The following is an 18,904-nucleotide window of genomic DNA, read 5'->3' as shown; positions in this document are numbered from 1 at the left end:
TTACTCTCCACCTTCTTGTCACAGGTTATCAACCTTGCACGGACGGGAACAGGGATAAGTCCGTATGCGGTAAGAACAGCGCTGACACGAACTCGTCCATAAATGTGGTACCCACGGATAGCTCAATATAGGTCATTTTATGTCCCAGGTCCGCCGCTTCTTTCCAAGCATTTTGAGAAAGCAGCGCCAGCCTGGCACCTTTAACGGAAGAGTTCCCGATAAACTGGAATTTATCCTCCGGCAAATCCGGGAGCAACCCGATTTGAACGGAGTCATGGACATTCAGGTAATTCCCGAACCCACCGGCAATCACAATCCGGCTGATCATCTCGATATCGACAGCCACCATCGTCAGCAAAGAACGGATCCCGGCATAAATGGCCCCTTTGGCCCGGATTAAGTTTTTAACGTCATTTTCGGTAATGACAACATCCTTCTCGCCGCCGGATTGATGGGCCCAAGCCAGGACAAATTCTTTATCATCAGCGGTTGCCCGCAAGCGAGCAGATTGGGACGGGTGTTCAAGCTGGAAATTACCGGCCCGGTCAATGATACCTGCCTCTCTAAGTTTAGCCAGGCAGTCAACCAAACCGGAACCACAAATTCCTACCGGCGGTATTCTTCCAACCACTTTAAGATTGACATCTAACGTTTCCGGATCAATTTTAACCCTCTCAATAGCCCCCGGCATTGCTCTCATGCCAAAGGTAATGCCGCCGCCTTCAAAGCAAGGCCCTGCTGAACAGGCACAAGATACCAGCCAATCCTGGTTGCCCAGTACAATTTCCCCATTGGTGCCGATATCAATGAAGAGGACGATATCTTCTCCGTTCGCCATATCAGTAACCAGTGTACCGGAAACAATATCTCCGCCGACATAACTGGCTACTGAAGGAAAGGAGTGGACTAAGCCTTCCGGCAAGATATGAAGTCCAATCTGCCGGGCCGGCACGGACGGAACATCATTCATAGTCGGAATGTATGGCTCCAGCCGCACATATCTTGGATCCACACCCAGCAGTAATTGAGTCATGGTCGTATTGCCGGCCGTCATGGCGACTGCCAGGTCATTGAAATTAAGGTTTTGCCGGGAGATAATTTTGTCCGTGAGATCATTCACAGTATCAATGACCGCTTGATGAATCTCCTGCAAATTTTCCGGGCTTTCAACCGCATACACTATCCGGGAAATGACGTCATCCCCAAATTTAGCCTGCTTATTGTAAGTCCCCTGCTTATCTACAATTTCCCCGGTTAATAAGTTCACCAAGTAAACCACAACTGTGGTTGTGCCAATGTCAATCGCCAGACCATAAGGAGGAATATCATTGCCCTTCGCTACATGAGTTACCGTATACCCGGATTCCATGACGGTAAGCGTTACCGAAACATCCCAGTTAGCTTGGCGCAAGGTCTCGGGCAGTGTCTGGAGCACAGTCAGGGGAATCTGAATGGGCTTAGCCCCTGCATGTAAAACCTTTTTTAACTCCATACTCAGACGGGACCAGTCACTCGCGTTTTCCGTCAAAGTCGGTTCAGAAAGCTGAACCCTAACTTTGACAGCCAGAGGGTCGTGTCCGAACTTTTCCATCATGTCTTCTTCAGTTTCCTTAAGCAGACCTTTCTGGACATCCCCCATCAGCACTTGATGCTCTTGCAGCCTGGATTCGGGAGGAACTTCAACTGTTACATCACTTTGGACGAAGGTTTTACAGGCTAACCGAACTCCCTGGGACAGCTGCTCGGGAGACAGGTTGCCGGTACCCTCTACCTGGGGCTCTCCGGATATGACCAGAACTTTACAAGCGCCGCAACTACCTTTGCCCCCACAACTCGACTTAATATAAATCCCGGCTTTTGAAGCCGCCTTAAGCAGGGAGGTTCCGCTCTCCACTTCTATGATTCTGTTTTCCGGCATAAATTTAACTTGGCATTGGGGCATTTCGTCACTTCCCTCGCTCTCACTCAAAACCCTCTGAGATAATTATCTTTCTAGTATTACTTTGTGGTCAGTACTCAGGAGACAGGAGCCAGGAGTCAGAATAAACTTGAGCAAGGATCAAGAGAAAAGTATGCAAGGAACTACTGAATTCTGAATTCTGACTTCTGAATACCTGAACTACAGGGTCCGGGCAAAGGATACGATGCCGCTGGACTCCCGCGGTCCGACAATGACTTTCCACCCGGTCAGTTCTTGCAATTTCCCGGAAATTACGGCGACATAGCCGGGGATAATGACATTGCGGTGTTTCACTTTATCAGCGATTCCACTGGCTTCCATGGCAGCCGCGATCTTATCCGGCTCATATTTACCGGCTGCATACGCGGTCAGCACGGACGTCCCGTCGGTATCAATCGGAAGGATATAACTCGGAATCTTGCTGGCTTCCACTTCCCCTTCCACACTGTAATAGGTGAGAGAGAAGTTGGTGGTGATATAGAACGGAGAGTCCTCATTGACATCGCCCACCACGTGCAGCGTCGGCTCAACCTGAATCGGTTTCTGCGGATCCGTGTAGATATTCTGCCTCAAAGTAAGCAGCGGCAGCAAATGAGCCTTGATACTGGTCTTTATGACGATCGCACTGGCATACTTAGTTACATATACCGATGCTTCCAGGATTTCGTCCAGCGGTTCGCTCTTGCTCGTGAAAGCAATGACCGGATAGCCAAACGGACGGAATTTTTTCTTGATCGCCAGACGGCGCAAGTGGGTGAAGTTGGCCAAGCTTTGGCTCGGAGTTCTGGAACCGGGATCGAGCACAAACTCTTTGTAACCCAGAGCTTGAGCTTTCTCAACCAGGTCATTTAAAGCATCGAGTCCGTCAGCTTTTAGGATAACCGGCACGGCTTGCTCTTTTGCCAAATTAACGATGGCTTCATAGTTATCCGCGGTAGCACTGCCGATTAAAGGCTTGCGCTCTGCTACTTGGGGCACCGCTGCTTTCAAAGCTTCAGCGCTGTTGCTCAAAATAACCATAGACTTCTCAGTGGCTTTGGCTACAGCAGCGACCACTGCGGCAAAGCGGGCAGCGTCTCCGGATTCATTGACAACGGCTACGCCATCTAAAGAATAATGCAGACCAACGCGGTCATACTCCAGATCATTAATCTCAGCAACCTTGGCTGCGATCTCATCGTCACTCATGGTATCAGAGACTTGAATCAAAATAGTGGTAGGATGATAGAACGTTTTGTCATGACGGAACAGTACGGTCTCATCACCTAGGATGGAACCACTTCCGAATTTAATGGCTTTAATGGGCGGCGCCGATGCTGAATCCAAGGCTTCACGCGCAGCGTCTGTAACATGCGGGCAAGCGTCCAAAGAACCTTTCCCGGCAGCCAAAGCCATTGCAAAAGCCAGACATGTCGGTGTTCCGCATTCTCCGCAGTTTTTCTTCGGCAGCTGTTTGTAGATTTCTAAACCTGTTAAACCCATACTCTGACCCCTTTCTTATTGAAATGATATCGGCATGGGTCCGCCAGAGACCATTTATGTCTCTGACGGACCGCAAAAACAATGTAATTACATCAGTGGATCAAGATTGAAGCAGGGATGTCCTTTCTCTTCGAGGAAGGGCAGAATTTCTTCGACCGTGGTGCCGATGGTTTCATCCGCAATTTTGTCGATGAAGTCTTCTCCGAGTCCTTCATCAATCGCACGCTGCACGAAATCTTCGCGCAAGAATTCTTTTAACTCTTTTGGCATCCAGACAATACGGGCAATGCCGCCGTCTGCAGGAATGAACTTCTTACTTACAATATAGGTCCGTCCAATTCCCATGAAGCCAGGGGTTTGGAGACCGCCGCCGACCGTTCCGGCCAAAGTCGAGAAGGTCATGCCGCAAGGAGTCATGCCGCTGTGCTCACGGGTCGTGATCATTAGCCCGTTCGCTTCAGGTACAATTGCCATAATAGCCTCGAAGCAGCCGCAGGAAGTCATTGGCCTGTCCATCAGGGTGTACAGGTTCACTTCTTCCAAAGTATTGTTGGAAGCCGGCCTCAGGTAGTCATTGCAGCTTTGCCACATTCCTTTGACCTCATCAATGGCTGGTCCTTTGGGAATCGGCTGGTTCGGTCCGGTTGGGGTAATTTCAAAAGCTGCTTTGGCATCGAGCCAGCTCACCGCACCACAGAGTCCCACCCGTTCCGGAGTGACGATACAAACGTGGTTCGGCGCAAAGGATTGACACAGCAGACAAGAGTAAAACTCCTCAACCGACTCGTCCGTTAAGGCCTTCATGCGGGCATCGCGGGACCGGTAACGTTCGCGGGCTTTGACGATATTTTCTTCGACCAAGGCCTGGTCCGTAACGATCGTGACCTGGATCCGGTCCACGATCGCCGGGAACTCTGTCCGGAACTTATACATGAGAATTTCTCCAAGGTGCTTCCACAGGAAACCTTTGCTGCGCGCATCCTTGGAAATCCGCACCCAGGCCAGGTCGCGCTGCGCGGTGTGCCATACCCCTTCACCATAGTTAGCGAAGTAGTGAATGCGGCGCTCCAAAACCCCTTCAAAGTCGGCCTGCATTTTACGGCCATAGATATCAACCATGATACCCAGAGGCAACTTTGTCCCTTCCGGCACTTGGTCCAACTCCGGACCAATCACGGTCACTTGACCGTCTGTTACCTCGTCCTGTCCGACCATACGCACCAACTCAAAGGCTGTTGTACGACCGCCGCCACACTCCACATAGGTGTCGCCTTTACGTACCGTCTCACCTTCGAAAGCGGGGCCGAAGTTGACCGGAATAGGAAGATCCATGCTGGTGATTTTAATGCCACGCACTTCAAGAGCCAGCGGAACAATCTTATCATAGTCTGGTTCAGAGATATACCAGTCGGGAATCTGCATATCTTCGCCCAGCTCTTGGTCGGTTAAGACCGGGAAGCCCATGAAGATTGCACCCATGCTGGCAGCCAACTTAACATCATCCAATTCGCCGAGATTCAAAACGAATGCCCGGACACGGCGTCTCTGATAATCACGGTGTTCTTCGCGCCTGCCTGCAGGAATACCCCCGAAGGCCAGACCTGCACGGAAAGCGTAGTTAACTGCATGGATGATTTGTGTAAAGTTGCCCAAAGCAAAAACCGCATAGTCAATCCCGATCTTGGCATTCTCTTCCAGTAGTTGTTCAATGATTTCGTCGCAAAGGAAGATCATAAAGCCCTTGCCCATGAGGTCATCCAGCAATTTTTTCGCTGCTTTGGAATCTTTGGCGCGACCCAAAATAACCGCCACGCCAGGAATCGTCCAGTCAACCATCTTAATCCCGAATTTCCGGACAACCGGGTCGCCGAGGAAACCGGTCCAAGGCTCAACTTTCGGCTCATCGTTCTCCAAGTAGTGAATGGCTTCGATGATTTCCGCAGCATAGAGGACGGATTCCCCCCACAGCCGGGCATTCTCAAAAGTGCGCTCTGATCTGACTTGGTTGCGCAGCCGGTTCAGAATGGGAACCAATTCCCCTAATTTGGTAACTTTTTCACCAGAGAGACATGTGACAACCGGAAGGTGGTAGGCCGTGTCCGGATAACCGATCTCTTGTTCCGCACCATACGTTTTAATGGCCCGGTTAAGCAGGATTTCCGCATAAGTTAAGGCAATCAAGGTGCCGTCATAAGCTCGCCTAATCAGTTTAGTTCCTTGCTTACTCGGGTCAGTGATTGCTCCTTCATATATTTGTTCCATGGACATAAACCATTCCTCCTCCTTTCTTACCACCCTTGAGCGAGTGAAGTATTGAATTTCTCAGCTGCCTGTTTATGAATGCCCAGCTTCCAGGTTCGATATTCCAAGGCATCGAGCAGCTTCCGCGCCCCGATCACAGGATCCATCTCGAAGATAAAGCTACCTCCGAATACATCATGGGCAATTTGAGTGGTAATTCCATAGATAAGGTCGCTACCTTCAACTGGCGGCATCGAACCGACATGCGTCGGTAAGCCCATCGTCACACACCAAGTACCAATCGCCACGGCTTTTTCATGCATCGCTTCCGGCGCAGAGGCCACAAAGGGAACCTTGGGCACATCAACTCCCAGCTCATTGGCCATGGCAATCGCTAAATCCATACCTCGGCTGTTGTCCACGCAGGCACCCACGTGGAATACCAAGGGCAGTCCCGTGGTGAGTTGGGGATTCGCATCTTCGAGCATCTTCAGGAAGCTCTTGAGTCCGGGCCCGGCGTAAGCATCCACCGCCAACGGCGACATGAGTCCGAATTTGGCATACGCACCCGCCGAACACCCGGTTGCGATCACAAACACATCGTTTTTAACCAATTCCTTCAACACCGCAACGTGTCCTTCGTCCTGCGGACGTTTCAGGTTGTTGCACCCGGCCATGAGAGCAACCCCTTTTATTTGTCCGTTCAAAATGGCATCGGTGAGAACAGAAATCGGTCTTTCGGGGTTAACCTTGGAGAAAATATCCGTCAAAGCCTCAATACTAAACCCGGCTACCAGTTTGTGCCTTTCGCTGGGAATTGAGACTTTCTTAGGATCCCTGTTCTTATACGATTCAATCGCGATCTTAACGAGTTTCTTCGCGTCTTCCAGCGCTGTGGACGCATTAAAGGCTAAAAACTGTGATCCGGGAATTTTCATAATGCTTTCCGTTGTGACGATCTTTGTATGGAAGCATTCGGCAACTTGCTGGACCGCAGGATAAATACATTGGATGTCAACCACCATGGCATCCAGGGCACCGGTCATAATCGCCATTTCCTGGGAAGCCGATGATGTAGCCAAATACACTCCTTGACGCATTAATAATTCATTACCAGTACAACAGATACCCACAATATTGACGCCTTCAGCTCCAACCTTTTTGGCTTCGTCCGTCATCATTCTGGCCGCAGCCACAACCATTTCGCTTAACACCGGGTTATGGCCGTGGACCGCAATGTTGACCATCTTGGGATTGATCACACCCAAATTGGATTCAGAAACAATCGGTTCCGGCACGCCAAAAAGCACATCACTTAAAGTGGTACCGATATATTCACCGGCTAAATCTGCAAGCGATGCTTTTAAGCCACCAAAGATAATGTTAACAGGATCGGCGTCAACGCCCATTGCGGTTTGCGCGATCAATTCCGTAACCGTGCCATCAATGGCTTTCGGCATAATGTTAGTATGATTAAACTTCCTGCGCCGTCCTTCAGTCAGGAAACTATCTAAAAATGCCAATGGACGTTCTTGATAACGGCCAAAATCAGCATAACCTAATTCAACAACATCCGAAAGGATTTCCATATCACCCCGGTCAAGGGCCGAAATACCGAGTTTTTCAGCTAATTTACGGAGTTTCTCCGGAGATTTAATTTTATAATCCGGAGCGTGACCCTCGGTCATTGCATGTGCCGTATGCAAAACATGACGGGAGTGTTCCGAGTGGGATGCGGCCCCACCGGCTATTAAGCGCACCAGATTCCGTGACACAATCGTGTAGGCGGTAGCCCCGCATATTCCTTTGCTGGCCGGGCCGTCATCCGCTTTAACCCGGCAGGGGCCGGCGATACAGATACGGCAGCAAACACCTTTGTAACCAAATTGACATTGGGGTTGTTGCGCAACAACGCGGTCAAACACCGTTTCGATCTTTTGTTCTTGCGCTAATTTGAGCATTTCTGCGGCACCAGGATCCGTTGTGCGCATTGGATTTTTAGGTTCAACAACGCGCGGTGCATCGGAAGGACGGGCACTATGTGTCAAATCCCGATATCTTGGCATAATACAAACCTCCTCTTTCTAAAGATGAATTACATCACGATCGATGCAGACAGAGAACGATATCCTAACGCTTCATCTCCCTTCCCTCACAATTTTCTGGTAAATTTTATCTAGATGTAAACCTAGAGACCCCGCAGGCAACTGACTGTTTCCTGTGTTGATGGACATTTCCAATAATTCTTCGCTGTAAGGTACAATTCCCACCAGCTCAGCTTCGGAAAAGCGGTCTCTAAGAAAACTCTCTTCTTGAGCGGTTCGAACTTTATTTCCTACGACTACAACTCTAGGTATTCCAAGTTCCCGGGCCAGCTTTTGAATGATTACCACAGTCTGGAAACTGACTTTACTGGGCTCTGTCACGATAACCAAGACATCAACCCCTTGGGCCGTGCCCCGGGTCAATTGTTCAATCCCTGCCCCCATATCGAGAATGACCGTGTCCTCTTCACCCAAAATCAGGGAATTAACTAAGGCATGCAGGAAACTGTTTTCCTTACAATAACATGACGAACCGCCCCCTTTGATATTACCCATCCGGAAGAAACGGATAGGCCCCAGAGGGATGGAATAATCATCAAGAATATCGTCTACTTGCGGATTCAGCGGATAAAAAGCCCCGCTTCCGCCCATTCTCTCTTCAATTAATTCTTTCATATCCACAATCGGTTTTAAGTCAGCTAAAACATCTTCCTCAATCCCGAGCACGGTTCCAAGGCTGGCATCAGGATCAGCGTCTACAGCCAGGACATTGGTGCCTTTGGCCGCTAACCAATGCGCCAGATTTGCGGCAAATGTGGTCTTACCCACTCCTCCCTTGCCTGAGACAGCAATTTTCATTGTCATTAACCCCTTTAGTACGTAGTTTAGTTCTAATAAATCACTTATTTAAGTTCGAATAATTTTGCAGGCTTCACAAAGCCTATTTTACCACATTTCTAAATTAATACAATAAATCAATCAAACATTCAGAAAATTTCTTAATCCGGTTGAGCGGCATTTTTTTAGGGGTGAATAGTATTTTTTCTTGATTGAATGTTCGCGATCAAAGTCTATCATTCCTTCTTTGTGAAAAAAGATTCTATTTTTTAAGTTATTTCTTAAAATAATTTAATTTTATTATCTACTTTTATTTTTAAAAAGACGTGCCGATCTACTACTTGAATCTTTTAATTCAGCCACAAAATGTCTATTATTAGAACAAATAAACAACAATTGAAAAAATTTAATAATTTCTTTCAACTTGTTTGGATTTCTTTTCATTTATATCATAAAAAAGCCTGTTTACAAGCTTCTGAATCCTCGTTAATAATAAAAAACCGCAATCAAGCTTGCTAATACTAGGCAACTCTCCTTGCGGTTTAATGATAAAAATCAAATCCATATCCGTCATGAATTAAATTTATTTTAGTTTTTAGAAAGCCATAAAAGTTAATTTCTAACTTAAATCTCGTATTCCGTTTCCGAGGGACCGCTTTGTTCAAATCCGTTTGTTAATGCCGCTTCTTCGATTAAAGAAGAATTGATTGGAGGCGTGTCTTTCCCTTGATCATCCGTGATTTCATCCGTGTCTTCCCACAACAAGCTGGAATCGATATTATTGAAGTCGGCTAACTGCCAGAGGTATTTTCGCGGCGGCATCTCAGACATTATGCTTCACTCCCGTCTTTTGAGGTATTATTAGTACCAACGAGTTTACTTTTTTAGCATACCTGATAAACGACCGCACTATACCCTACCCAATTTTCATCGAACTGTCCAGTCTAACAGGTTGAACAGCTAATTTGTTTAAGTCAAACTCTTGAATTAAATCCCGGGCAAGGATTGCCAGCGGTTTGGGGAGCAATCCGGCCCAATACCCGAGCAGTCCGACCACTTGTTCAGGCTTAATCCCCTGCTCGCGCAGGGTTTTGATCCCGGGTACTTGGTGGCGTTTGGACAAGCGCCGGCCATCCTCGCCATAGACAAGCGGGATATGAACAAAAGCCGGCACCGGTCGCTTCAATGCCTCATAGAGTGCAATTTGTTTGGGAGTAGACCAAAGAAGGTCCGCACCCCGCACCACATGGGTGATATCCATTAAAGCATCGTCCACTACGACAGCCAATTGATAAGCGTGGACTCCATCACTGCGGCGGACAATGAAATCTCCCTGCTCCTGCTCGAGATTTATGATTTGAGAGCCAAAATTAAGATCCGTGAAGCGCAGTTCTCGGTCCGGAACCCGGAAACGCAGGCAATATCTCCTGCCTTCTTCTAAATATCGTTCTCTGAGAGCAGGAGGCAGATGCCGGCAGGTGCCCGGGTACTCCCGTCCGCTCCCGGTATCATGGGGAGCGGACACTACATTCTGCACCTCGGAGCGCGAACAGAAGCAGGGGTAAACCAGCCCTTTTATCTTAAGCCAGTTCAGAGTATCTTCATATAAATCCCAGCGCTGGCTTTGCTCATACGGCCCGAATGGTCCGCTGATATCCGGGCCTTCATCCCAATCTAAGCCGAGCCAACGGAGATCTTGCATCAGTAAACTCACATACTCGGAGCGGCTGCGCTGCGGGTCAAGGTCTTCAATACGCAGAACCATGGTTCCATTGCTTGAGCGCACTTGAAGCCAAGCCAGCAATGCGGTAAACGCATTCCCTAGATGCATTTCTCCGCTGGGACTGGGAGCAAATCGTCCTCTTACCTTCATAGAACCGGTTGAAATGAAATCCCGAAGGCTCCCCGGCCAACATGAGATGCAATCACGGCTCCCGCTTCGAACAACCGGATGTCATGACCGGGGAATTTCTGTTTCAGCTCATCCAGAAGGGTTAACGCTTCATCTGGTATAGCCACATGCTGGAGACAGATACGGTAAGGCCGGCCATCCGCCACAGCTCTCACTAATTCCTGTAAAGCCCTCTGCCAAGCCCGGGCGCGCGAACGCACCTTGTCAAAAACATCAATCTCCCCCTGCGGATTGATATAGAGAATGGGTTTAATCTGGAGCAAAGTACCCAGAAGTGCGGAAGCCCCCCCGATTCTGCCCCCGCGTTTGAGATTTTCCAAACTATCGACAATAAAGTATAATTCAGTTTGCTGTTTTAACTGGGTTATTTTATGTACAATTTCTTCAGCACCGGCTCCGGCTTGGGCCATTTCCCCGGCAGCCCAGCCTAAGAGGCCAAAGCTTAAAGCGGCCGAACCGGAATCAAGCACATGTATTCTTGGACTTGACATCATTTCCCGGGCCATTTGGGCGGAGCGATATGTACCGCTAATTTCTTGAGAAATGTGAATGCTCACAATCTCCTCATACCCTTCGGCCAATAATTGTTCATAAGTGTCTAAAAAGGCTCCGACTGGAGGTTGAGAGGTCGTCGGAAAGTTCCCGGTTTCCTTAATTTTTAACAACAGCAGTTCATTGCTTAATTCCGTTTCGGCAAAAGTTTCAGTTCCGATAGTTACGGTAAGCGGAACGATTTTAATTGGAAATTGGTTAAGGATATCGGATGTCAGGTATCCGGTAGAATCCATAACGATCGCAGTCTTGCTCACGATCAATATCCTCCAATCGTTTTTTAGGGATCTAATCTTTTTTGAGCATCTAATATATTTTAAATTAATTTTAGTATATCCTATCTTTAAGGTCCGAGCAATGAATTAAGAATAATTGACTTGACAGGCCAGATTGAGTTTGCTATGATAATACACGTTCTGAAAGAAACGGGGCGTAGCGCAGTTTGGTAGCGCGCTTGGTTCGGGACCAAGAGGCCGCAGGTTCGAATCCTGTCGCCCCGACCACTGATAATTCATATGCCGACGTAGCTCAATTGGCAGAGCAGCTGATTTGTAATCAGCAGGTTGCGGGTTCGAGTCCCATCGTCGGCTCCATTTTATTTTGAAAAGAAAAATCCCCGCGTCCGGGGATTTTGTCATAACATTGCGCATTGTCATATTCTTTCTCTATAATTTTTATCCTGTACTAGCAAATACGCTCACCCTTAATTATTTCAGGGGGTGAGCATTTTCTATCCTAAGATTTTACAATGCGAACTTTTTTCCTATAATTATAGTCAGACATTATTTATCTTTGGATGAACTGAGTAGCACAAATAGTCTCCTGGAAGGAAAGATAAGCATGCTTAAAGGTAAAAAGACCTTAATCCGTCCCTTGGAAGAGGAAGATATCGATCGCCTTTATGAATGGGTAAATGACCAAGAAGTGAATTTATGGGCAAGCGGCTCTTGGCCTTTGAGTACTTTGTTAAACCGTGAGCTGCTTAGGGACAGGTATTTACAGGAGTCTGCGGATGGGCAGCGCTTTGCCGTCTTAAATGAAAAAAATGTCTTGATCGGTACCATCGGTTTTAGGGATTTTAACATTCCCGCCCGCTCCGCTTCTCTCTTTATCAGCATCGGGGATAAAAACTTCTGGGGTAAAGGCTATGGCACGGACGCTCTCATCACCTTCGTCCGCTTTCTCTTCAGCCAATGGAACCTGCACCGTCTTTCCCTGGATACATGGGATGGCAATACCAGGGCCATCAAAGCTTATGAAAAAGCGGGCTTTCAAGTGGAAGGGAGGCAAAGAGAGGCGCGCTATATCCTCGGCAAGTACCATGATGCTATTCTGATGGGCTTACTTAAAAAGGATTTTGAATAGTCTTAATCCTCATCCCAATCCAAACTGCGGGCCACCGCCTTTTGCCAGCCCCGGTAAAGTTTTTCCCTATGCGGATCAGTCATTTGCGGCAGGAATTTTTGATCTAACTGCCAGGCCCGGGCCACTTCGGCCAGATCCCGCCAGAAACCGACAGCAAGCCCCGCCAAGTAAGCGGCTCCCAGGGCGGTCGTTTCCAAAACCTGCGGGCGCTCCACCGGTACCCCTAAAATATCCGCCTGAAACTGCATTAAGAAGTTGTTGGCCGCCGCTCCGCCGTCCACCTTTAATGCCTGAAGCTCAAGTGCGGCATCAGCCTGCATCGCCCCCAGCACGTCCTTGGTCTGGTAGGCAAGAGCTTCCAGGGTCGCGCGCACCAGGTGGGCCCGGCCAACTCCCCTGGTTAAGCCAAAAATGCTGCCGCGTGCTCTCATGTTCCAGTGAGGAGCTCCCAGCCCCGTAAAGGCAGGAATCACGTAGACCCCGGCGGAATCAGCAGCCTCAAGCGCCAGCTTCTCGGAATCGGCGGAAGTTTCGAGGATTTTCAAGCCGTCACGCAGCCACTGCACCGCTGCACCCGCAATAAACACACTGCCCTCAAGCGCGTATTCCACCTGCCCGTTCAGGCCCCAGGCAATGGTCGTGAGCAGGCCGTTCCCGGACTGAACCGCCTTGGTTCCGGTGTTCATGAGCATAAAACAGCCGGTGCCATACGTGTTTTTGGCCATACCCGGAGTAAAGCACATCTGTCCGAACAAAGCCGCCTGCTGGTCTCCGGCAATCCCGGCCACCGGAACGGACCATCCTTTGAACAGTCCGGATTCCGCTTCCCCGAAGACGATGCTTGAGGGCTTTACTAGCGGCAGGATGGAAAGGGGAATATCCAAGGCCTGCAGAATGTCTTCATCCCAGTTGAGCGTATGAATATTAAAGAGCATAGTGCGGGAAGCATTGGAATAATCTGTGGCATGCACCTTGCCTCCGGTTAGCCGCCACAGAAGCCAGGTATCGACTGTGCCAAAGAGCAATTCTCCGCGTGCCGCTTTGGCTCTTGCCCCCTCAACCTGCTCAAGCAGCCATTTGATTTTGGTTGCGGAAAAATAAGCATCAGGGATAAGCCCGGTCTTGGCCCGGATTTTGTCGGACCAGCCTTCCGCCTTTAACGCTTCCACCATCTCGGTGGTGCGGCGGCATTGCCACACCAGCGCCCGGTGGACCGGCTCCCCGGTATTTTTATCCCAAAGCACAGCCGTCTCCCGCTGATTGGTTATTCCGATGGCGGCAAGCTCTGCCGCTTTTACCCCGCTTTGCTCCAATACCTGTTCAATCACTTGATACTGGGTCTGCCATATTTCCGCCGCATCATGCTCGACCCAGCCGGGGTGAGGATAGTATTGCGTGATTTCTTTTTGCGCCACTGCTACCATTCTGCTCTGCCGGTCAAAAAGAATAGCGCGCGAACTCGTGGTTCCCTGATCCAAAGCCAAGATATAGGATTTGGCCATAGCACCACCCGGTAAAACCGGGCTTTTCGCCCCCCTTCATATGTACCTGCGGGAAAATCTTTTTACCCTTGAGAACAAATTTTAGACCATACTAAAAAATATTCGTTAAAGCGAAGACTAATCCTGCCGAAGAAGAATACTCAGCCGTTGAAAAAATGTGCTCTTGCATCTTGTCAAATCCGGTTAAATGGGTTAAGATAAATTCACAATCGAATAATATTCCTCTGGGGATAGGTGAAAATCCTTACCGGCGGTAAAGCCCGCGAACCTTCTTGGTTGACCCGGTGTGATTCCGGGGCCGACAGTATAGTCTGGATGGGAAGAGGATGTTGTAAAGGATCTCTAAGAAATTGCTTTTCTATAAAAAGCTTTTCTAATAAATAAAAGCTTTTCTAAAAAAAGCTTGACATGAGCAAATTTTTTGTATGCCTATTTCTTAGTAAGTATCCTTCCCAACATAAACCCGTGCTAAAAAAGGACACCTGGAGGAATCCAGGTGTTTTTCTGTGTTTAGCTGCTAAAACTAAAAGCAAATGATCAGAGAGTGACGAAATAAGCATGAATCATAAATTTACCCCTCAAGATGAATTTTATATGATAAGAGCCTTGGAGCTGGCTGCGTTGGCCAAAGGGAGAACAAGCCCCAATCCCATGGTCGGCTGCGTGATCGTCCGGGACGGAGATGTTGTAGGGGAAGGTTACCATCACCGGGCCGGAACACCTCATGCCGAGGTTCATGCCCTGGCGGCTGCCGGGAACCTGGCTGAGCACGCCACCGTTTACGTCTCGCTCGAACCCTGTTCCCATTTCGGACGTACCCCTCCCTGCGCCGATGCCTTGGTACGGGCCAAGGTCGACCGGGTCGTGGTGGCTATGGTTGATCCAAATCCTTTAGTTGCCGGAAATGGGATCAGACGCCTGCAGGAAGCCGGGATTAAAGTTGAGGTAGGCCTCCTGCAGACAGAGGCCCAAAAACTTAACGAAGCCTTTATCAAGGCTATGACTTCAGGGCTTCCATTCGTCCTGTATAAAGCCGCCTTTTCCCTCGATGGGAAAATAGCCACGGCCGGCGGGGAATCACGCTGGATCAGCAATGAGCAGTCCCGGGCCTACGTCCATTATTTGCGCAACTCCTATGATGTGATTATGGTAGGAAGCGAAACTGTCCTCAAGGACAACCCCGCGCTCACTTGCCGAATCGAAGGCGGGCGCGACCCCGTTCGCCTGATCGTAGACGGAACCCTGCGCCTGCCGGACACTGCTCAAGTTCTCTCCAGCTCCGGCTCAGCTCCCTGTATTATTGCGACTACCTTGGCGGCCCCCGCTACAAAAATCGCCGGCTTGCAAAGCCAACCGGGAGTGGAGGTCTGGCAATACCCAGAGAAGCGCTACGTTCCATTATCCACCGTTTTACGCGACCTCACTAAGAGAGGCTGGAACAGTGTCCTCCTGGAAGGCGGAGGGGGGTTAGCCGGGAATCTCATTCAAGCCGGGCTCGTTGATAAGATAGAGTTTTTTTTGGCTCCGAAATTAATCGGGAACGGCCCCTCTCCTCTCACTGGGCTTCAGCTCGCACAACTGGCTGATGCTCCGGAAATTACACAGCTGGAAGTCAGGACGGAAACAGGGGATGTGCACGTCTCCGGTTATCTTAAGCGGGATACTTCTAAATGAGATCAGATTATTATCATTATGTAGTGCTTCTTACCTTACTTCTTAATACTGAATACCTGCCCTGAATACTGGATAGAGGTGGTTTCTTGTTTACCGGCATTATCGAAGAACTGGGGACAGTTGACAATATCCGGCTGCTGCTGGATTCTGCTGAACTAACTGTCAGGGCCAATAAAGTTTTAGAGGGCACAGTCATTGGGGACAGCATTGCGGTTAATGGTGTCTGCCTCACTGTGGTCCGACTCGGTTCCCGCGAATTCACAGTCGATGTGATGGCTGAAACCCTGCATAAAACCAATCTCGCTGAACTCAAACGCGGAAGCCCGGTCAACTTGGAACGGGCTTTGCAACTCCAGACCAGGCTAGGCGGGCATTTAGTGAGCGGGCATGTGGACGGAGTCGGATGCATCTCCCGGATTGAGCCCGTAGGGATTGCCCGCGTATATGAAATCAGTGCCCCACCCCTTTTGCTCCCGTATATCCTCCCTAAAGGCTCGGTGGCAATTGATGGGATCTCTTTAACCGTGGTCGAAGTCACGGAGGAATTGTTTTCAGTCTCCCTCATCCCCCATACGTCAAAGGAAACAACCTTAGGCGGCAAAGGAATCGGAGACAAAGTGAATCTAGAAACTGACCTCATCGGTAAATATGTCGCCCGTTTTCTTACCCATTCTCACGAACGAAATGAGTCCAAGAAAAGTGACCTGACCCTAGATTTCCTGGCCCAGAACGGATTCTTATAACCATGCCCCATCATCGCTAAAAAACTAGGTAAGATGCCTTATAGAATATATCCAAAATTTCTAAAGACAAGGAGTGAATCCAAATGCCGTTTAATACCATTGAACAGGCTCTCGAAGATATTCGGGAAGGCCGCATGATTGTAGTGGTAGATGATGAGGACCGCGAAAATGAGGGAGACCTTTTGATGGCTGCTGAAAAGGCTACCCCTGAAGCGATTAATTTCATGGCTACTCATGCCCGAGGGCTTATCTGTGTCCCCCTCACCGGAGAGCGAATCGAAGCTCTCAAGTTAGATCCCATGGTCCAGCACAATACCGACCCGCATGGGACTGCTTTCACGGTTAGTGTGGACGGTGCGGACAGCACGACCGGAATATCTGCTTTTGAAAGGGCTGCTACCGTTAAAATTTTAATGGATCCGGACAGTAAACCGGAAGACTTGCGCCGTCCCGGACACATCTTCCCACTGCGGGCCCGCGAAGGGGGAGTCTTGGTGCGCGCCGGACATACCGAGGGAGCCGTTGACTTGGCCCGTCTGGCCGGGCTTCAACCCGCCGGCGTGATTTGCGAGATCATGAATGAAGACGGAAGCATGGCCCGGGTACCTGATCTTTTGAAGTTTGTGGAAAAACACGGGCTGAAACTGATTACCATTAAGGATCTTATCCGCTACCGCCGCCAAACGGAGAAATTAGTCGAGATGGTAGAAAGCATCCACTTGCCCACAGATTTTGGGGAGTTCCGGGCCGTTGGCTACCGTTCCCTTTTGGATGACCAGGATCATTTGGCCTTGGTGAAAGGAACGGTGGATGATGGGAAACCGGTCCTAGTCCGAGTGCATTCCGAATGCCTTACAGGAGATGTCTTTCACTCGAGACGCTGTGACTGCGGCGAGCAGTTAAGCGCAGCCCTGGCCCAGATCGAACGTGAAGGCCGGGGAGTTTTGCTCTATATGCGCCAGGAAGGCCGCGGGATCGGGCTTCTGAACAAGCTTAAAGCTTATAAGCTCCAGGAGGAAGGCAAAGACACAGTAGAAGCCAATATCGCCTTAGGTTTCCCGCCCGACCTCCGTGACTATGGTGTCGGGGCCCAGATTCTGGCAGACCTCGGCATCACCAAAGTTCGGCTAATGACGAATAATCCCCGCAAAATCGTTGGCTTGGAAGGTTACGGACTCGAAGTGGTTGAAAGGGTTCCGCTGGAAGTCTCCCCCAAACCGGAAAATGCCCGCTATCTCAACACCAAAAAAATCAGAATGGGACATTTTCTTACCGGTGTCCGTTAATTTTATAAAAATCCGGGTAAAGTCTTTAGACACATGAAGTTTTAGGAGGATGAACACATTGAAAACTTATGAAGGAAAATTAATGGGTAACGGGCTTAAATTTGGAATTGTTGCAGCCCGTTTTAATGAATTTATCACTAGCAAGCTCCTAGCCGGCGCACTGGATGCCTTAAAACGCCACGGGGTTGAGGAAGAAGACATAGAGATCGCCTGGGTCCCGGGAGCCTTTGAGATTCCCCTCCTGGCCAAAAAACTGGCTGAATCCAACCGCTATGATGCCGTGATTTGCCTGGGTGCTGTAATTCGGGGAGCCACGCCCCACTTTGACTACGTCAGCGCTGAAGTCAGTAAAGGAGTCGCCAATGCCTCCTTACAGACCGGTTTACCCATCATTTTCGGTGTGCTCACCACGGATAATATTGAACAAGCCATTGAGCGGGCCGGAACGAAAGCCGGGAATAAAGGCTTTGATGCGGCGGTCACCGCAATGGAGACAGCCAATTTACTCAAACAAATATCAATGTAATACCAGATTATGGTTATATGTCCACAAAATTTTCCTTGTCAAAGCATTCATTCTCCATTAGACTCATATGGTAGAACAAGTCTAACTTTTGACAAGGAGCTGAGCGCAATGACCACACCAACTTTATCCTCAGAAGAAGAAAAAGACATGCTCTATGCCGCTCACTCAGGAGATGATGAAGCTTTTAACCGCCTTATTTCTTATTATGAGCCGGAGATCCGGAAAATTGCCTGTAAATACTTTTTACAAAGGGCAGACTATGACGATCTGGTTCAAGACGGGCGGATTGCCATTTACAAAGCAGTACAATCTTATAAATTAGATTCCAATATCCCTTTCCGGCATTTCCTGCGGATGGTGATTAAACGCAAGCTGATTGACAGTCTGCGCGCTCATAACAGGCAAAAACACCTTTACTTTAATGCAGCCTTTTCTTTGAACAATTCTCTGTCCGAGGACCAAGATGAGACTTTCCTTAATGCCATGTCCAATATGGATGACCCTGAAACGACTATCATTGCCCTCGATGAAGCACGCAACTTAGTTCAAGAGCTGACTCAGGAACTGTCACAGCTGGAACGTTTAGTATTTCATTATCATTTTATTGCCGGATACCGGCAGCGCGAAGTGACTGAGCGTTTCGGCCTCACTCCTAAATCATTGGATAATGCCATCCAGCGGATTCGCCGAAAGACCATGCAATACCGTTCCCGTCAGGCGGGCTAATTTTCCTAAATAATTAAGGCTGTCCTTAATGATTACGCTTAGGACAGCCTTCT

Annotated in this window: 15 protein-coding genes, 2 tRNA genes and 1 riboswitch; of the genes, 8 read left to right on the top strand and 9 right to left on the bottom strand. The window is 49.0% G+C overall.

Annotation, left to right across the window (positions count from 1 at the left end):
* Positions 1-28: 28 nt before the first annotated feature.
* The 8 genes from J0X21_RS03695 to J0X21_RS03660 all read right to left on the bottom strand — a co-directional run bounded on the left by J0X21_RS03695 (position 29) and on the right by J0X21_RS03660 (position 11,286).
* On the bottom strand, positions 29-1,942 hold the full coding sequence (locus tag J0X21_RS03695) for an ASKHA domain-containing protein (RefSeq protein ID WP_206810864.1): 1,914 nt from the start codon (positions 1,940-1,942) through the stop codon (positions 29-31).
* Positions 1,943-2,119: 177 nt separating this feature from the next.
* Positions 2,120-3,442 carry an acetyl-CoA decarbonylase/synthase complex subunit gamma gene (gene acsC / locus J0X21_RS03690; protein ID WP_206810863.1) on the bottom strand — a complete coding sequence of 441 codons (1,323 nt, stop codon included), beginning with the start codon at positions 3,440-3,442 and terminating at the stop codon, positions 2,120-2,122.
* An 87-nt stretch (positions 3,443-3,529) separates the two neighbouring features.
* Complete coding sequence (gene acsB, locus J0X21_RS03685; protein WP_206810861.1) at positions 3,530-5,710, bottom strand: acetyl-CoA decarbonylase/synthase complex subunit alpha/beta; 2,181 nt, start codon at positions 5,708-5,710, stop codon at positions 3,530-3,532.
* Between the two features lie 20 nt (positions 5,711-5,730).
* Positions 5,731-7,749: an anaerobic carbon-monoxide dehydrogenase catalytic subunit gene (gene cooS / locus J0X21_RS03680; protein ID WP_206810859.1), complete on the bottom strand. Its 2,019-nt coding sequence runs from the start codon at positions 7,747-7,749 to the stop codon at positions 5,731-5,733.
* 72 nt (positions 7,750-7,821) lie between these two features.
* Complete coding sequence (locus J0X21_RS03675) at positions 7,822-8,586, bottom strand: ATP-binding protein (protein WP_206810858.1); 765 nt, start codon at positions 8,584-8,586, stop codon at positions 7,822-7,824.
* 603 nt (positions 8,587-9,189) lie between these two features.
* A complete protein-coding gene (locus J0X21_RS03670; protein ID WP_206810856.1) occupies positions 9,190-9,396 on the bottom strand; it encodes a hypothetical protein in 207 nt (68 codons plus the stop codon).
* 85 nt (positions 9,397-9,481) lie between these two features.
* A complete protein-coding gene (gene gluQRS, locus J0X21_RS03665) occupies positions 9,482-10,438 on the bottom strand; it encodes a tRNA glutamyl-Q(34) synthetase GluQRS (protein WP_206810855.1) in 957 nt (318 codons plus the stop codon).
* On the bottom strand, positions 10,435-11,286 hold the full coding sequence (locus J0X21_RS03660) for a DegV family protein (protein ID WP_206810853.1): 852 nt from the start codon (positions 11,284-11,286) through the stop codon (positions 10,435-10,437). Before J0X21_RS03660 ends, gluQRS begins: the two co-directional genes overlap by 4 nt.
* A gap of 169 nt (positions 11,287-11,455) precedes the next feature.
* On the opposite strand from J0X21_RS03660, the gene J0X21_RS03655 reads away from it, so the two are divergent.
* The 3 genes from J0X21_RS03655 to J0X21_RS03645 all read left to right on the top strand — a co-directional run bounded on the left by J0X21_RS03655 (position 11,456) and on the right by J0X21_RS03645 (position 12,394).
* Positions 11,456-11,532, top strand: a tRNA-Pro gene (locus J0X21_RS03655).
* A gap of 14 nt (positions 11,533-11,546) precedes the next feature.
* Positions 11,547-11,622: transfer RNA gene (locus tag J0X21_RS03650), tRNA-Thr, on the top strand.
* Positions 11,623-11,869: 247 nt separating this feature from the next.
* Positions 11,870-12,394 (top strand): GNAT family N-acetyltransferase, encoded by a 525-nt coding sequence (locus J0X21_RS03645; RefSeq protein WP_206810851.1) that lies wholly within the window; start codon positions 11,870-11,872, stop codon positions 12,392-12,394.
* Positions 12,395-12,396: 2 nt separating this feature from the next.
* Here J0X21_RS03645 and glpK read toward each other — a convergent pair whose 3' ends face one another.
* Complete coding sequence (gene glpK, locus J0X21_RS03640; RefSeq protein WP_206810849.1) at positions 12,397-13,896, bottom strand: glycerol kinase GlpK; 1,500 nt, start codon at positions 13,894-13,896, stop codon at positions 12,397-12,399.
* 216 nt (positions 13,897-14,112) lie between these two features.
* Positions 14,113-14,227, top strand: a riboswitch (FMN riboswitch).
* A gap of 227 nt (positions 14,228-14,454) precedes the next feature.
* On the opposite strand from glpK, the gene ribD reads away from it, so the two are divergent.
* The 5 genes from ribD (at position 14,455) to J0X21_RS03615 (ending at position 18,851) form a co-directional block, all read left to right on the top strand.
* Entirely contained in the window at positions 14,455-15,570 is a 1,116-nt protein-coding gene (gene ribD / locus J0X21_RS03635) for a bifunctional diaminohydroxyphosphoribosylaminopyrimidine deaminase/5-amino-6-(5-phosphoribosylamino)uracil reductase RibD (protein ID WP_206810844.1), read from the top strand.
* An 86-nt stretch (positions 15,571-15,656) separates the two neighbouring features.
* On the top strand, positions 15,657-16,313 hold the full coding sequence (locus J0X21_RS03630; RefSeq protein ID WP_206810843.1) for a riboflavin synthase: 657 nt from the start codon (positions 15,657-15,659) through the stop codon (positions 16,311-16,313).
* 83 nt (positions 16,314-16,396) lie between these two features.
* Positions 16,397-17,599, top strand: a complete 1,203-nt coding sequence (locus J0X21_RS03625) for a bifunctional 3,4-dihydroxy-2-butanone-4-phosphate synthase/GTP cyclohydrolase II (RefSeq protein WP_206810842.1) — start codon at positions 16,397-16,399, stop codon at positions 17,597-17,599.
* A 58-nt stretch (positions 17,600-17,657) separates the two neighbouring features.
* Positions 17,658-18,125: a 6,7-dimethyl-8-ribityllumazine synthase gene (gene ribH, locus J0X21_RS03620; RefSeq protein WP_206810840.1), complete on the top strand. Its 468-nt coding sequence runs from the start codon at positions 17,658-17,660 to the stop codon at positions 18,123-18,125.
* A gap of 108 nt (positions 18,126-18,233) precedes the next feature.
* A complete protein-coding gene (locus tag J0X21_RS03615; protein WP_206810838.1) occupies positions 18,234-18,851 on the top strand; it encodes a sigma-70 family RNA polymerase sigma factor in 618 nt (205 codons plus the stop codon).
* The last annotated feature ends 53 nt before the right edge of the window (positions 18,852-18,904 follow it).

The organism is Paradesulfitobacterium ferrireducens (genome assembly GCF_017310645.1).
Taxonomy (GTDB): Bacteria; Bacillota; Desulfitobacteriia; order Desulfitobacteriales; family Desulfitobacteriaceae; genus Paradesulfitobacterium; species Paradesulfitobacterium ferrireducens.
This window is presented reverse-complemented; position numbering and strand designations above follow the sequence as displayed.

What these genes read in the sequence shown, in the direction of transcription:
- J0X21_RS03625 (WP_206810842.1), top strand. Translation starts at nt 16,397, where the DNA reads ATGCCGTTTAATACCATTGAACAGGCTCTCGAAGATATTCGGGAAGGC.
- J0X21_RS03695 (WP_206810864.1), bottom strand. Translation starts at nt 1,942, where the DNA reads ATGCCCCAATGCCAAGTTAAATTTATGCCGGAAAACAGAATCATAGAA.
- gluQRS (WP_206810855.1), bottom strand. Translation starts at nt 10,438, where the DNA reads ATGAAGGTAAGAGGACGATTTGCTCCCAGTCCCAGCGGAGAAATGCAT.
- J0X21_RS03670 (WP_206810856.1), bottom strand. Translation starts at nt 9,396, where the DNA reads ATGTCTGAGATGCCGCCGCGAAAATACCTCTGGCAGTTAGCCGACTTC.
- J0X21_RS03615 (WP_206810838.1), top strand. Translation starts at nt 18,234, where the DNA reads ATGACCACACCAACTTTATCCTCAGAAGAAGAAAAAGACATGCTCTAT.
- acsC (WP_206810863.1), bottom strand. Translation starts at nt 3,442, where the DNA reads ATGGGTTTAACAGGTTTAGAAATCTACAAACAGCTGCCGAAGAAAAAC.
- ribD (WP_206810844.1), top strand. Translation starts at nt 14,455, where the DNA reads ATGAATCATAAATTTACCCCTCAAGATGAATTTTATATGATAAGAGCC.
- acsB (WP_206810861.1), bottom strand. Translation starts at nt 5,710, where the DNA reads ATGTCCATGGAACAAATATATGAAGGAGCAATCACTGACCCGAGTAAG.
- glpK (WP_206810849.1), bottom strand. Translation starts at nt 13,896, where the DNA reads ATGGCCAAATCCTATATCTTGGCTTTGGATCAGGGAACCACGAGTTCG.
- J0X21_RS03645 (WP_206810851.1), top strand. Translation starts at nt 11,870, where the DNA reads ATGCTTAAAGGTAAAAAGACCTTAATCCGTCCCTTGGAAGAGGAAGAT.
- J0X21_RS03675 (WP_206810858.1), bottom strand. Translation starts at nt 8,586, where the DNA reads ATGAAAATTGCTGTCTCAGGCAAGGGAGGAGTGGGTAAGACCACATTT.
- cooS (WP_206810859.1), bottom strand. Translation starts at nt 7,749, where the DNA reads ATGCCAAGATATCGGGATTTGACACATAGTGCCCGTCCTTCCGATGCA.